Raw genomic sequence first — 13,054 nt, 5'->3', positions numbered from 1 at the left:
CACTTCTTAACACCGTGTTCACGGGGCGGCCACAGTCGGCGCCTAGCGTGAGCCGCATGATCACGGTCGGCATGAGCACCTCCTGCGTCTATCCGCTCGGCCTCGAGCAGGCCTTCGCGATCTCAGCCGAGGTCGGCTTCGACGGAGTCGAGATCATGGTGACCAACGACCCGGCCACGCACCGGGCGCCGCGCCTGATCGAGCTGGCGCGCGAGCACGGCCAGCCGATCCTGTCGGTGCACTCCCCCGTGCTGCTGCTCACCCACTTCGTCTGGGGCCGCGACCAGCGCACCAAGCTCGAGCGAAGCGCCGAGCTGGCCCGCGAGGTCGGCGCGGGCACCGTCGTCGCGCACCCGCCGTTCCGCTGGCAGCAGGGCTACGCCGAGCAGTTCCTCGACATCGTGCGAGAGATCTCGGCCGCCTACGAGGTGACGGTCGCCGTCGAGAACATGTTCCCGTGGAAGATCGCGGGCCGCTCGATGAAGGCCTACGCCCCGGGCTGGGACCCGAGCACCATGGACGTCGACGCCGCGACCCTCGACTTCTCGCACGCATCGCTCTCGGGTCGCGACTCGCTCGAGCTGGCGCGCGCCCTCGACTCGCGCCTCCGCCACGTGCACCTGTGCGACGGGTCGCGGGCCTCGGACGACGGGGGCATCTTCGACGAGCACCTCGTGCCTGGCCGCGGCGTCGAGCCGGTGGCGGCCGTGCTGCGCGAGCTCGCCTCGCGCGACTGGTCGGGCTCGGTCATCGCCGAGGTCAACACCAAGAAGGCCGGGTCGCAGGAACTCCGCCTCGCCATGCTGCAGGAGACAGTCGACTTCGCGCGCTCCGCTCTCGCCGTGCCCCGCGTCGCGCCGTCGGCCCCTGCCCCGTCGCTCCGCACCACGATCGGGACTGGGCACCACTGAAGCCCGTGGTGCCCAGTCCCGATCGTGGGCCTGCGCGTGGCACCGGCGGTAGGGTCGCGGCCATGGACATCGTGCTCGTACCCGGATTCTGGCTCGACGGCGCCTCGTGGGACGCCGTGACCCCGGCGCTGACGGCAGCCGGCCACCGCGTGAACGCCCTGACCCTGCCCGGGCTCGAGTCGGTCGACGCCGACCGCTCCGAGGTCTCGCTGGCCGATCACGTCGCAGCCGTGGTCGCTGCGGTCGACGCGGCCGACGGGCCCGTGGTGCTTGTCGCGCACTCCGGCGGCGCTGCACCCGTGCACGGCGCCGTCGACGCCCGCCCCGACGCGGTCGCCCACGCCGTGTACGTCGACTGCGTGCCGATCGGCCACGGCGCCGCCGTGAACCGCGACCTGCCCGTCGTCGGCGGCGAGATCCCGCTGCCGGCGTGGTCGGCCTTCGACGAGCCCGACCTGGTCGGCCTCGACGAGGGGCTCCGCGCCGAGTTCCGGGCGCGGGCCATCCCCGAGCCGAAGGGTCCGTCGTACGACGCGCTCGAGCTCGGCGACGTGCGCCGCTACGACGTGCCGATCACGGTCATCGCCTGCGAGTTCGGCTCCGCCCTCATCCGCGAGTGGGTCGAGAGCGGCCAGCCCTTCGTCGCCGAGCTCGGCCGGATCCACCGCCGCGCGTTCGTCGACCTGCCGACCGGCCACTGGCCGCAGTTCACTCGACCCGACGACCTCGGGGCAGCGATCGCGACCGCGGTCGCCGGCGCCTAAAGCAGCACGAGCGCGAGCACCGAGAGCGGCAGCATCACGACCGTCAGGCCGAGCCCCGCGAGCAGGAACCGCTTCCACGGCACCTCCACGCCGAGCGAGACCAGGCGCCCGTGCCACAGCAGGGTCGCCAAGGACGCCCACGGCGTCACGATGCACCCCAGGTTCACGCCGATCAGGATCGCGACGAGGCGGAGCTCGCTGCCGCCGACCGGCTCGAGCGCGAGGTAGGCCGGCAGGTTGTTGGCCGTGTTCGCCGACAGAGCCGCGCCCCCGGCGAGACGGAGCAGGTCGGGGAACGACGTGCCGGTGCCGACGATGTCGCCGAGCAGGGTGGCGAGGCCGAGCGCCTGCGCCGCGGCGACGACGACGAAGAGCCCCGACGCGAACAGGAGGGTGCCCCACGGCACGAGGGTGAGGCGCAGGGCGGAGGGCTTCCGCACGGCGAAGGCCACCACGAGCACGAGGGCGGCCGCCGCCGCGGGGATCCAGACGGCGATACCGGAGACGAGCGCGGGGACGAGCAGCACGACCACCACCGCGGCGATGACGAAGAGCCCGCGGTCGGGAGCCGGAGTTCCTGCGACCCTCTCGAACCGTGCGCCGAGCTCGCGGCGGTAGCGCACGCCCACGGCGACGACCGGCACCAGGATCCCGACGGCCGCCGCCGGGGCGACCAGCGCCGCGTACGCGAGCGGGGCGGGGTTGCCGAGCGCGTGCACGGCGAGCAGGTTGGTCAGGTTCGACACCGGCAGCAGGAGCGAGCCGCAGTTCGCGATCCAGACGGTGGTGAAGGCGAACGGGAGCGGTGAGGCGCCGACCTTCCGGGCCACGAGGACCACGACCGGCGTGAGCAGCACGGCTGTCGTGTCGAGCGACAGGAAGACGGTGCACAGCACGGCGAGCAGCACGACCAGGAGCCAGAGCACCCAGACGCGGCCGCCGGCCACTCGGGCGGCGACGTCGGCGAGGCCGGCGAACAGGCCGGCTTCGGCTGCGAGGTCGGCGACGATCGTGAGGCCGATGACGAAGCCGAGGACGGGGGCGACCCGGTCGAGGAGGGCGAGGAGGGCGTCGGGCGAGAGCACACCGGTGAGGGCGGCGACGGCGCCGATCACAGCGAGGCCCGCACCGATGAGGGCAGTTTTCACTGCGTCAGTGTGCCATGCCCAGAGGTCGTCATCTGTATTGGACGACCCAGGCGACCTGGACGTGACGTCGTGCGAGGGACCGTCGAAGGCGTTCGTCGACGAGCCCACGATCTTGGAGGCCGGGTAGATGGCGCCCGCCAGGTTGCCGTCGGGCCAGTCGATCTCGCCGTCGCTCCAGTCGTCGGAGGTCGGCCAGAGCAGGAAGGCGAGCTTGTACCCGGCGACCCGGCCGCGCGCGGCGTCCGTGGTGAAGTTCTGGGAGTACGACGGGGTCCACGTCGTGCCGTTCGACACGACCGGGCCGGTGGGCATGGCGGTGGAGGCCGTCGCGGCACCGGCGGTCTGGTCGGGGCTCCCGGCTGAGACGAACCCGCCGACGACGGCTGCGGCCGCGGCGAGTCCGACAAGAGCCCTGGCTCGTGGTCGCATCCGGACACAGTAGCGAGCGGTCGTTACCGGGGTGTGTCCGGGTAGGTTTGACGTCAACGACGTCTAGGAGTCAAAGTTGCGCAAGTTCCTCTTCAACGGTGCCATCATCAGTGCGGCCTTCTCGGGCTTCAGCGCCCTCAAGGCCACGGCGAGCGGCCCCCGCGATTGGCGCCTCCTGCTCCTCTGGGTGAGCTGGGCCGCGTCGACCGCCATCGCCATCGGCAACGTGGTCGACGCGGCGAACCACGCCGACGACGACGCCTAGTCGTTCCCCGGGGCGTCCCGCTCGACGATCGCACTCCGCTCGACGATGGGGATGGCCGACGTGAACAGCGCCGCCCGCTCGGTGTCGGCGTGCTCGCCGGTGAACAGCCCGCCCTCGGCCGCCGTCGACTTCGTCGCGCGCCGCGACGGGACCTCCGCGGCCACCTGCTCGACCCGCGTGCGCGGCATCGACTGGGGGCTCTTCTCGTGCATCCACGTGACGAGCTCCTCGCGCACCAGGCAGCGGAGGTCGAAGAGAACGGCCGCATCGACGGCCGACACCAGGATGCGCACGTGCACGAATCCGCCGACCGCGTCGGTGACCTGAAGCACCTTGACCCGTTTGTCCCACAGGTCGGTTGCGGCCAGGATCCGGTCGAGCTCCTCGCGCATGGCCCCCGGGGCGATGCGCCAGTCGAGGTCGAAGTCGACCTGGCCGAGCAGCTCCGAGTTGCGCCGTGTCCAGCTCTCGAACGGCGTCGTCGTGAAGTAGGTCGACGGCAAGACCATGCGCCGGTCGTCCCAGATGTGCACCACGACGTAGGTGAGGGTGATCTCCTCGATGCGACCCCACTGCGTCTCGACGATCACGACGTCGTCGACGCGGAGCGCGTCGCTGAAGGCGAGCTGGATCCCGGCGAACACGTTCGACAGCGTCGACTGCGCGGCGAGACCGGCGATGACCGAGACGAGCCCGGCGCTGGCCAGCACGCTCGCGCCGACGGCCTCCACACCCGGGAACCCCAGCAGGATCGCGCCGGCCGCGATGATCACGATCGCCGCCACGGTGAGGCGCCGGATCAGCAGCACCTGCGTGCGAAGCCGCCGCGCCACCCGGTTGTCGGGCTGGTCGAGGCGGTACCGAGCGAGGCCCAGGTCTTCGAAGTAGATCGCGAGCGACGCGATGAGCCACGCCATCGCGACGATCAGGGCACAGCGGAACACCTGCCCGACGAGCGAGTCGCCCGTGTATCCCTTCGGCAGCACGTTCTGCATCGACGACGAGAACTCGATCCAGACGAGCGCGATCAGCAGTGTCGTCCGGAACGGCCGCCGCACGCGGATCACGAGGCGTGACGCCCACGCCTCCCGCTTGGCGATCAGCCGGAAGATCAGCGACACCACCGCCGAGACGATGAAAGCGATGAGGACGGCCGCAGCGACGGCCAGAACGGGTTGCAACCAGGTCATCGTCCAAGCCTGTCAGCGAACGACGCCTGTCGCGCGATTCAGGGCGCAGGAACTCGGGATGGCCAGTTCATTGCCAGCCCGCCCCGACCCCGCTCAGATGCTGCGGGGGCGCTGGCGCAGCGCCTCCTGTGCGAGACCCCGGGTCGCGTAGGTGCCGAGCAGCGTCGCCGACGCGAGGTGCGATCCGCGGAGGGCGGAGTAGCCGTTCCAGTCGCTGCGGACGAAGCCCAGGATGGCGTCGTCGCTGGAGACCTGCACCAGGTGGTCGGTGAGTGCGCGAGTCGTCACCCGGACCGGGCGGCGAGCGAAATCTAATCGTTCAAGTGTCACGACGCCCAAGTTATCCGGGCGGCCCTCGCGGAGCCCTGGGACTTCGCTGTCGTTTCGCTGTTTGTACCCCGCAGTCCTCCTTAACGCCGACTGGCCCGCCGGTGAATGCGCCAGTACCGTGCCGCAATGAGTACCCCCATAAAGGGGGGGCCGAGCGCCCCCGAAGGCAAGCCCGCTGACGAGTTCGTCGCACAGGACTTCTCGCACGAGCAAGAGGGATTCCATCAGGGGCTGAAGCCTCGCCAGCTGCAGATGATAGCGATCGGCGGGGCAATCGGAACGGGCCTGTTCCTCGGCGCGGGCGGGCGTCTCGCCACCGCCGGGCCTGCGCTCGCCATCGTCTTCGCCATCTGCGGCCTGTTCGCGTTCTTCATCCTCCGCGCTCTCGGCGAGCTCGTGCTCCACCGTCCGTCGTCGGGCTCGTTCATCTCGTACGCTCGGGAGTTCTTCGGCGAGAAGTTCGCGTACGCGGCCGGCTGGATGTACTTCCTGAACTGGGCGATGACCGCGATCGTCGACACCACGGCCGTTGCGCTCTACCTGCAGTACTGGAAGGCGTTCACCTCGGCCCCGCAGTGGCTCCTCGCCCTCATCGCTCTCGCCGTCGTGCTCAGCCTCAACCTCGTGGCCGTCAAGGTCTTCGGCGAGATGGAGTTCTGGTTCGCGCTCATCAAGGTGACGGCGCTCGTGATCTTCCTCGTGATCGGCGTGATCTGGCTGGCGGCGGCCTTCCCGGTGACGCACGACGGGTCGTCGATCGACACGGGGCTGGCGGTCCTCCGCGACAACGGCGGCATCCTGCCGCAGGGTCTGCTCCCGGCCGTCCTCATCGTGCAGGGCGTCGTCTTCGCCTACGCGGCCATCGAGCTCGTCGGAACGGCGTCGGGCGAGACGCAGAACCCCGAGAAGGTCGTGCCCCGCGCGATCAACACCGTCATCATCCGCATCGCCGTCTTCTACGTCGGCTCGCTCGTGCTCCTCGCCCTCCTGCTCCCCTACACGGCGTACAAGGCGGGCGAGAGTCCGTTCGTCACGTTCTTCTCGAGCATCGGCAACCCCCAGGTCGGTCAGATCGCGGGGTCGATCATGAACTTCGTCGTCCTGACGGCGGCCCTCTCGAGCCTCAACGCCGGCCTGTACTCGACCGGCCGGGTGCTCCACTCGATGGGCATGAACGGCTCGGCGCCGAAGTTCACCACGGTCATGTCGAAGGGCGGCGTCCCGTTCGGCGGGATCCTGCTGACCGCCGGCATCACCCTCCTCGGCGTCGCACTCAACGCGGTCGTGCCCGACCAGGCGTTCGAGATCGTGCTCAACATCTCGGCGCTCGGCATCGTCACGGCGTGGGCGACGATCATCCTGTGCCAGATGAGGTTCCGGAAGTTCGTCAAGGAGGGCAAGGCGAAGGCGCCGACGTTCCGCATGCCCGGTGCCCCCGTCACGTCATGGGCGACCCTGGCGTTCCTGGTCGCGGTTCTCGTGCTGATGGCCTTCGACTCGCCGATCGGCACCTTCACCGTGGCGTCGCTGATCATCATCATCCCGCTGCTGATCCTGGGCTGGTTCCTGCAACGCGACCGGATCCTGCAGATCGCGGCCATCCGCGAGGGCGTCACGGGTCCGTTCCCCGTCACCGGTCGAGACGCCGACCAGCAGGTGCCCCGCGACGACAAGTAGCGCTGCATCGCACCGCACCCGGTGCAACCCACGATCGGGACTGCCCACCACGGCATTGTGTGGTGGACAGTCCCAATCGTGGTTTCAGCGGGCCCGGTCTTCCGTCAGGCGAGGGCGGCAGCGTGCAGCCGCGCCAGCTCGACATAGCGGGCGGCGTTGTCGCGCAGGCCGGCGACCTCGTCGTCGCTCAGCGGGCGGCGCACCTTGGCCGGCACCCCGGCGACGAGCGACCGCCGCGGCACGACGGTCCCCTCGAGCACGACGGAGCCGGCCGCGACGAGCGACCCCGCGCCGATGACCGAGCGGTTAAGGACGGTGGCGTTCATGCCGATGAGGCAGTCGTCCTCGATGGTGCAGCCGTGGACGACGGCGCCGTGCCCCACGCTGACGCCCGATCCGATGACGGTGGGAGTTCCTGCGTCGCAGTGGACCGACACGTTGTCTTGCAGGTTCGAGCCGGCGCCGACGGTGATGTCGTCGACGTCGGCCCGTACGACGGCGCCGTAGAACACGCTCGCGTTCTCGCCGAGACTCACCCCGCCGACGAGCACAGCACCGGGTGCGATGAAGGCGGACGCAGGAACTCGGGGCGCTCGGCCCCCGAAGGAGATGGCAGTCATCCCCTCACGATGTCACTCAGAAGGCCAGGAGGTTCTCGCGGAAGGTGGCACCGTCGTACGAGTCGCGAATCAGGCCGCGGCGACGGAGGGCCGGCGCGAGCCCATCGCACACCTCGGTGATGTTCTTGCGGGTGACCGGCAGGGCGACCAGGAAGCCGTCGCCGCCGCACTCCTGCATCATCTCCTCCATCTGCGAGGCGACGCTGTCGGGCGAGCCGATATGGCGGGTCCCGACCGTGGTGCGGAGGGCGAGCGTCTCGCGGAGCGTTTTGCCCTTCGAGGTGCGGGCGAACTCGTCGACCGACGACTGGTGGCCGTTGCTCTTGCCCGTGAGGTCCTCGATGGGCGCATCGAGGTCGTACTTCGAGAAGTCGATGCCCGAGACGTACGACATGCCGGCGAGGGCTCCGTCGAGGTTGGCTGCGGCGGCCGCGTCCATGCGGTCGGCCTTGGCCTGAGCCTCTGCGTCGGTGTCGGCGAGGACCGGCTGGTACAGGAACAGCACCTTCACGTCTCTCGGGTCGCGGCCGTTCGCGATCATGCGCGCCGAGATGTCGTCGCGGTACGCCTTGGCGGCCTCCGTCGTGCGCACCTGGGCGATGATGGTGTCGGCGTGGCGGGCGCCGAACTCCATGCCGGCGGGGCTGCCGCCGGCCTGGCAGATGACCGGGTGGCGCTGCGGCCCCGGCGGCACGTTGAGCGGCCCGCGCGTCTTGTAGAACTCGCCGTCGAAGTCGGCGCGGTGCACCTTGGTGTGGTCGGCGAAGACACCGGCCTGCTCGTCGAACGTGAGCGCGCCCTCCTCCCAGCCGTCCCAGAGCGCCGTGACGGCGTCGACCCACTCGTCGGCCATCTGGTACCGGAGGTCGTGCTCGAAGTGCTCGTCGTAGCCGTAATTCTGGGCGGCCGCATGCGGGCTCGACGTCACCAGGTTGATGCCGACCCGCCCCTGCGTCAGGTGGTCGAGCGTCGTCATCAGGCGGGCGGCGAGGAAGGGCGGGTAGAAGCTCGTCGAGGCGGTCGCGACGATGCCGAGCTTCTTGGTGGCGCCGGCGAGGAGGGGCACGAGAGGCATCGGGTCGAAGCGGATGACGCCGGTCTCGAGGGCCTGGCGCGGAGTGCCCTCGAAGACGTCGGGCAGGACGGACGAGTCTTCGAGCATCATGTAGTCGAAGCCGGCGCGCTCGAGGCTGGTCGCCAGGTCGACGAAGAGCTGCGGGTTGCCGACGTCTTTCGGGACGTTGCCCGACCACTGGCCGTTCCAGCCGTAGGCGCCGAAGCCGGTGGTGAGGAACCAGGCCATGTGGAACATCGTGAATCTCCCGTGCGATCGTGGATGGGTCACTCCAGGATGGACAACGGGTGTTTCGGACGGCCCACCCCTCCGGTTTCGCGATGATTGCGCCGCGCAAGCGCAATACGATCTGAGGATGGGGGCCGGTACCTGACGGTGTGCCCGGCGTTCGCCACGGCGGCATGCGCCGCCGCCGGGCGCGCTTCGCGCGCCGGCGTCGTCCGAGCCGCGCGAAACTCCAGCGTTAGACCCTTACGGCGGCGATTGAGGGGCCAACGCTGGAGTCTCGACGACGAGTGCGGGGCGGGGGCGGGGCGGGCGGGGGGGCGGGCGACGACGGGCAGGCGACGGCGGGCAGGGGCGGCGCGGCGCTAGAGGCCGAGCGCGCGGAGGGTCACGGTCAGCGACCGCGCCGACGACGACGTCGCGTTGGCGTCGTTGTGGGCGGCGGCGTCCTCGTCGGCGAAGTCCGAGATGCCGCGGACGGCGAGGAACGGCACGTCGAACGCGAAGCACGTCTGCGCCAGGGCGAGCGTCTCCATGTCGACGGCGGCCAGCCCCGGGAAGTCGACGGCGACCGTGCCGAGCGTCTCGGCCGTCATGAAGCGGTCGCTCGAGGCGACGAGGCCGGAGTGCACGGCCCAGTCGGCCTCGTGCTGGTCGAGCGCGGCGGCCAGCAGGGCGGGGTCGCCCGCGTAGCGGGCGGGCATGCCGGGGGTCTGGCCGAGGGCGTAGCCGAAGGCGCGGGCGTCGGCGTCGAGGTTCGCGCACTCGGCGCCGACCACGACGTCGCCGACGCGGAGTTCCTGCGACAGGGCACCGGCGGAGCCGGCCGACACCGCCCCCCGCACCGTCGCACCGCGCGCGTGCACCGAGACGATGGCCGCTGTGGCCGCGGCTGCGGCGTTGACCAGGCCGATGCCGGTCAGCACCAGGGTGAGGGCGCCGCCGCCGGGCACGGTGAGGTCGCGCTGCACCGAGCGGCCGATGGCGACCGGCGCGCCGACCGACGTGGCGTGGGCGAGGTACGGGGCCGCCTCCTCTTCCATGGCGACGAAGACGAGGGCGGTCGTGGCAGCGGTGGCGGTGCTCATTCGGAGGCTTTCTTTCGATTCGAGACGAGCGCCCCGATGGGACGGCCGAGCAGGAGGAGCAGGAGCGCGTAGAGGTTCACGACGGGGAACACGACGGCCACCACGAGCGCGAGCGCGAACAGGGCCGTCGAGATCACGGCGGGCGTCACCCGGAGGCGGCCGATCGTGGCGGGATCGCCGAGGCCGGGTTCATGGGTGAGCAGCCAGTCGATGACCGCGGCGGATCCGCTGGTGACCACCATCGTGCCGATGTAGAGGGCCGAGTTGGCGCGCTCTCCGCTGGAGCGGCTGATGACGTTCGCCGCGAAGGGCAGGAACACGATCGACGCGAGCCAGACGAGGTTCGCGTTGACGAGTCGGCGGTTGTACGAGACGGCGTACTCAAAGACCGTGTGGTGCACCGACCAGAAGCGGCCGATGACGGCGAACGTGATCGCGAAGCTGACGACGGCGCCGATGTTGTCGGCGAGCAGCCCGCCGAGGTCGCGCCCCGAGGACTCCCCCGCGATGTCGACCAGCGGCAGGATCAGCAGGGTGATGGCGATCGCGACGGTGGCGTCGGAGAAGTTCACGAGCCGGTCGAGGCCGCGGTCTGTCCTGGGGTGCGCCATGCGATCAGGCTAACGGGTGGACACTCGGGTGCCCGGCGGTGTAGTCAGGTGCCAGAGGTCGCGACGTCGCGGCCCGCGAGGAGGACACCGTGGTCGAATTCTTCTGGATCTTCATAGGCGCCGTCGTCGTGCTCGGGGGCGGCATGACGGTCGCGTCGTTCATCGCTCTGCACGACCAGAACTAGCCGACTTCGCGCGCAGGAACTGCGCTCTGCCGCGCCTTCGTTGCGCGGCACGACATACTGGGTGCGTGGCCGATCCGATCCCTCGCCGACCCGACGCCTCGCGACAGCGCAATCTGTCGCGCATCCTGCGCCGCATCCACGTCGCGCCCGCGACCCGCAGCGACCTGACGCGGCTCACCGGCCTCAACCGCTCCACCATCGGCACGCTCGTCGCCGATCTGACCGAGCGCGGCCTCGCCATCGAGGACGACGCGAGCTCCGCCGGGCAGATCGGGCGCCCCAGCCCCCTGGTGCGTCCGAGCGACAGACCCGTCGCGATGACCGTCAACCCCGAGATCGACGCCATCACCGTCGGCGTGGTGCAGCTCGGCGGCCGCGTGCTGCGGAAGGACCGCATCGAGGTGTCGCACCGGCCGTCGGTGGCCGAGGCCGTCGCGGTCACCGCCGAGGCCGTCGCGCGGATCAGTGCCGACCTGGCGGGTGACCACGACGTCGTCGGGCTCGGCGCGGCCGTGCCCGGCATCGTGCGGATGCCCGACGGCTTCGTCCGGATCGCACCCCACCTCGGCTGGCGCGACGTGGCGTTCGGCGAGCAGCTGCAGGCCGCCACCGGCCTCCCGGTCCAGGCCGCGAACGACGCGATCCTCGGCGCCCAGGCCGAGTGGATCTTCGGCGCCGGCCGCGGCTCGGACGACCTCCTCTACGTCAACGGCGGCTCCAGCGGCATCGGCGGCGGCATCGTCTCGGGCGGCGCGCCCCTCCGCGGGGCGAGCGGCCACGCCGGCGAGATCGGCCACGTGTCGGTGCGGCGCGGCGGCTCGCTCGACAGCGCCGGCCAACAGGGCACCCTCGAATCGGAGGTGCACCGGGCAGGCCTGCTCAGGGCCCTGGGCCTTCCGACGGCGAGCCCCGACGAGTTCGAGCGGATCCTGCTCGCCTCGAAAGCGGGGGCCGTGACGAGCGAGGTGCACCGCCAGATCGACAGCCTCGTCGTCGCCCTCGCTACCGCGGTCAACCTGCTCAACCCGTCGCGGATCGTGCTGGGCGGGTTCCTGGGGTCGCTTGCAGCGGTCGACCTGCGCAGGATCCGCGACGGCGTCGCCGCCCACTCGCTCGATCCGCTCTGGGACGGCGTCGACATCCGCCGGTCGCAGCTCGGCTCGGACCTCCTGACGATCGGGGCCGCGCAGCTGCCGATCGAGGCGCTGATCGCGGGCCTCTAGAGCTGCCGGCCGTGTGCCCGGATCGGGGCTTCTCGAGGGGCTGTCTGCCCAGATCGGGGCATCTCGAGGCGGCGGCTAGCGGCGGCGAGGGCGGGGGCGCGCGACGGCCGTCGAGCCGGCGACGTGCAGCGTGCACGGCAGCAGCAGGTGCAGGGGCTCGGCCGCCGGGCCGTCGAGCTGGTTCACGAGCGACTCGGCAGCGATGCGGCCCAGCTGCCGTCCGGGCGAGTCCATCGTCGTGAGAGGCGGCTCGTGCAGGGCGCCCGCCGCAGTCGACGACGCGATCGACATGACCGAGACATCGCCGGGCACGTTCAGCCCCTGCTCGGCGAGGCCGCGCATGAGGCCGAAGGTCGAGTCGTCTTTCATGATGAGCACCGCCGTCACCTCGGGATCGGCCGCGATGAGGTCGTGAGCCGCGGCGTTGCCTCCGGCCGTCGACTCGCCGCAGTGCACGACGATCGCGTGCATCCCGCGGCGCTCGGCCGAGCCGAGGAATGTCGACTCGGTGCGGATGTGCGGGGCGTACCCGGCCATCGGGCTGCCTTCCATGTCTTCGGTCACCAGGCCGACCCGCTCGTGCCCGAGGCTCTGGAGGTAGTCGAGGCTGTCCTCGATCGTCGTCTCGAAGTCGATGTCGACGTACGAGAGGGCCTCGGGGTGCCGGGTGCGGCCGATCGCCGTGAACGGGACGCCGCGCTCGAGGAGGAGGTCGATGCGGTGATCCTCCATCTTGATCTCCATGACGATGACGCCGTCGATGAGCCCGCCCGAGATGAGGTCGTCGACGTCTTCACCGTTCGCCTCGCTCGGCCAGAGCACGAGGTGGTACCCGAGGTCGGAGGCGCGACCCGCGGCGCTGGTGAAGAAGCTGGTCGCCGTCGGGCCCATCCGGTGCTCGACCGACGGGAAGAGCAGAGCCATGATCCGCGTGCGGCGGCTGGCCAGCGCCCGGGCGACGACGTTGTTGCGGAAGCCCAGCTCGGCCATGGCCGAGGTGACGCGGTCGCGGGTCGATGGCGAGACGTTCTTGGTGCCGTTGACGACGAACGAGACCGTGGCGATCGAGACCCCCGCGCGAGTCGCGACATCTTGCATTGTCGCCATCGGGCCTCCTGCCTGAATCGGGTGGATTCACTGTAGCGGGAAACCGACCAGAGGAATTTGTTGCGTTAAGCGCTTTACTAGCTAAGCGCATTACTGCTACGTTCATGCCACTCGAGAACGCAACGAAGCGCTCCCTGCCTCGTGCACCCCCGAGCGCGGCGATCACCGCCGCACCCCCACCCCACGAGATGCACACACCACGAGAA

13 protein-coding genes are annotated in these 13,054 nt (G+C 70.6%); 5 read left to right on the top strand and 8 right to left on the bottom strand.

Annotation, left to right across the window (positions count from 1 at the left end; genetic code table 11):
- Positions 1–56 precede the first annotated feature (56 nt).
- Both AC07TY_RS00960 and AC07TY_RS00955 read left to right on the top strand, forming a co-directional pair.
- A complete protein-coding gene (locus AC07TY_RS00960) occupies positions 57–911 on the top strand; it encodes a sugar phosphate isomerase/epimerase family protein (protein ID WP_494784542.1) in 855 nt (284 codons plus the stop codon).
- Between the two features lie 62 nt (positions 912–973).
- Entirely contained in the window at positions 974–1,675 is a 702-nt protein-coding gene (locus AC07TY_RS00955; RefSeq protein ID WP_494784072.1) for an alpha/beta fold hydrolase, read from the top strand.
- Here AC07TY_RS00955 and AC07TY_RS00950 read toward each other — a convergent pair.
- Positions 1,672–3,252, bottom strand: a complete 1,581-nt coding sequence (locus tag AC07TY_RS00950; protein ID WP_494784071.1) for an SLC13 family permease — start codon at positions 3,250–3,252, stop codon at positions 1,672–1,674. The genes AC07TY_RS00955 and AC07TY_RS00950 overlap by 4 nt on opposite strands.
- 76 nt (positions 3,253–3,328) lie before the next feature.
- Here AC07TY_RS00950 and AC07TY_RS00945 point away from each other — a divergent pair, with 76 nt between their 5' ends.
- Positions 3,329–3,517, top strand: a complete 189-nt coding sequence (locus AC07TY_RS00945; RefSeq protein ID WP_123504987.1) for a hypothetical protein — start codon at positions 3,329–3,331, stop codon at positions 3,515–3,517.
- On the opposite strand, the gene AC07TY_RS00940 is transcribed toward AC07TY_RS00945, so the two are convergent.
- Positions 3,514–4,707, bottom strand: a complete 1,194-nt coding sequence (locus AC07TY_RS00940) for a mechanosensitive ion channel family protein (RefSeq protein ID WP_494784070.1) — start codon at positions 4,705–4,707, stop codon at positions 3,514–3,516. The genes AC07TY_RS00945 and AC07TY_RS00940 overlap by 4 nt on opposite strands.
- Positions 4,708–4,800: 93 nt before the next feature.
- Positions 4,801–5,037 carry a hypothetical protein gene (locus tag AC07TY_RS00935; RefSeq protein ID WP_494784069.1) on the bottom strand — a complete coding sequence of 79 codons (237 nt, stop codon included), beginning with the start codon at positions 5,035–5,037 and terminating at the stop codon, positions 4,801–4,803.
- Between the two features lie 126 nt (positions 5,038–5,163).
- Between AC07TY_RS00935 and AC07TY_RS00930 the strand changes: the two genes are divergently transcribed.
- On the top strand, positions 5,164–6,714 hold the full coding sequence (locus tag AC07TY_RS00930; RefSeq protein WP_488626561.1) for an amino acid permease: 1,551 nt from the start codon (positions 5,164–5,166) through the stop codon (positions 6,712–6,714).
- Positions 6,715–6,818: 104 nt separating this feature from the next.
- Here the strand turns inward: AC07TY_RS00930 and AC07TY_RS00925 are convergent, their stop codons facing one another.
- The 4 genes from AC07TY_RS00925 to AC07TY_RS00910 all read right to left on the bottom strand — a co-directional run bounded on the left by AC07TY_RS00925 (position 6,819) and on the right by AC07TY_RS00910 (position 10,333).
- Entirely contained in the window at positions 6,819–7,334 is a 516-nt protein-coding gene (locus AC07TY_RS00925) for a gamma carbonic anhydrase family protein (RefSeq protein WP_494784068.1), read from the bottom strand.
- Positions 7,335–7,350: 16 nt separating this feature from the next.
- A complete protein-coding gene (locus tag AC07TY_RS00920) occupies positions 7,351–8,637 on the bottom strand; it encodes an NtaA/DmoA family FMN-dependent monooxygenase (RefSeq protein ID WP_488626563.1) in 1,287 nt (428 codons plus the stop codon).
- 362 nt (positions 8,638–8,999) lie between these two features.
- Entirely contained in the window at positions 9,000–9,722 is a 723-nt protein-coding gene (mtnN, locus tag AC07TY_RS00915; protein ID WP_494784067.1) for a 5'-methylthioadenosine/S-adenosylhomocysteine nucleosidase, read from the bottom strand.
- On the bottom strand, positions 9,719–10,333 hold the full coding sequence (locus AC07TY_RS00910) for a TMEM175 family protein (protein ID WP_123504994.1): 615 nt from the start codon (positions 10,331–10,333) through the stop codon (positions 9,719–9,721). Before AC07TY_RS00910 ends, mtnN begins: the two co-directional genes overlap by 4 nt.
- 250 nt (positions 10,334–10,583) lie before the next feature.
- Here AC07TY_RS00910 and AC07TY_RS00905 point away from each other — a divergent pair, with 250 nt between their 5' ends.
- Entirely contained in the window at positions 10,584–11,741 is a 1,158-nt protein-coding gene (locus tag AC07TY_RS00905) for an ROK family protein (RefSeq protein ID WP_494784066.1), read from the top strand.
- A 75-nt stretch (positions 11,742–11,816) separates the two neighbouring features.
- Here the strand turns inward: AC07TY_RS00905 and AC07TY_RS00900 are convergent, their stop codons facing one another.
- On the bottom strand, positions 11,817–12,848 hold the full coding sequence (locus AC07TY_RS00900; RefSeq protein WP_494784065.1) for a LacI family DNA-binding transcriptional regulator: 1,032 nt from the start codon (positions 12,846–12,848) through the stop codon (positions 11,817–11,819).
- Positions 12,849–13,054 lie beyond the last annotated feature (206 nt).

Source organism: Frondihabitans sp. GW821-FHT04F02 (assembly GCF_059420045.1).
The sequence above is the reverse complement of the archived record's forward strand: the minus strand, read 5'-3'. Positions and strand labels throughout refer to the sequence as shown.

Excerpts from the sequence above, each read along its gene's own strand:
- AC07TY_RS00960 (WP_494784542.1), top strand. The coding sequence starts at position 57 with ATGATCACGGTCGGCATGAGCACCTCCTGCGTCTATCCGCTCGGCCTC.
- AC07TY_RS00910 (WP_123504994.1), bottom strand. The coding sequence starts at position 10,333 with ATGGCGCACCCCAGGACAGACCGCGGCCTCGACCGGCTCGTGAACTTC.
- AC07TY_RS00925 (WP_494784068.1), bottom strand. The coding sequence starts at position 7,334 with ATGACTGCCATCTCCTTCGGGGGCCGAGCGCCCCGAGTTCCTGCGTCC.
- mtnN (WP_494784067.1), bottom strand. The coding sequence starts at position 9,722 with ATGAGCACCGCCACCGCTGCCACGACCGCCCTCGTCTTCGTCGCCATG.
- AC07TY_RS00930 (WP_488626561.1), top strand. The coding sequence starts at position 5,164 with ATGAGTACCCCCATAAAGGGGGGGCCGAGCGCCCCCGAAGGCAAGCCC.
- AC07TY_RS00955 (WP_494784072.1), top strand. The coding sequence starts at position 974 with ATGGACATCGTGCTCGTACCCGGATTCTGGCTCGACGGCGCCTCGTGG.
- AC07TY_RS00920 (WP_488626563.1), bottom strand. The coding sequence starts at position 8,637 with ATGGCCTGGTTCCTCACCACCGGCTTCGGCGCCTACGGCTGGAACGGC.
- AC07TY_RS00940 (WP_494784070.1), bottom strand. The coding sequence starts at position 4,707 with ATGACCTGGTTGCAACCCGTTCTGGCCGTCGCTGCGGCCGTCCTCATC.
- AC07TY_RS00900 (WP_494784065.1), bottom strand. The coding sequence starts at position 12,848 with ATGGCGACAATGCAAGATGTCGCGACTCGCGCGGGGGTCTCGATCGCC.
- AC07TY_RS00950 (WP_494784071.1), bottom strand. The coding sequence starts at position 3,252 with ATGCGACCACGAGCCAGGGCTCTTGTCGGACTCGCCGCGGCCGCAGCC.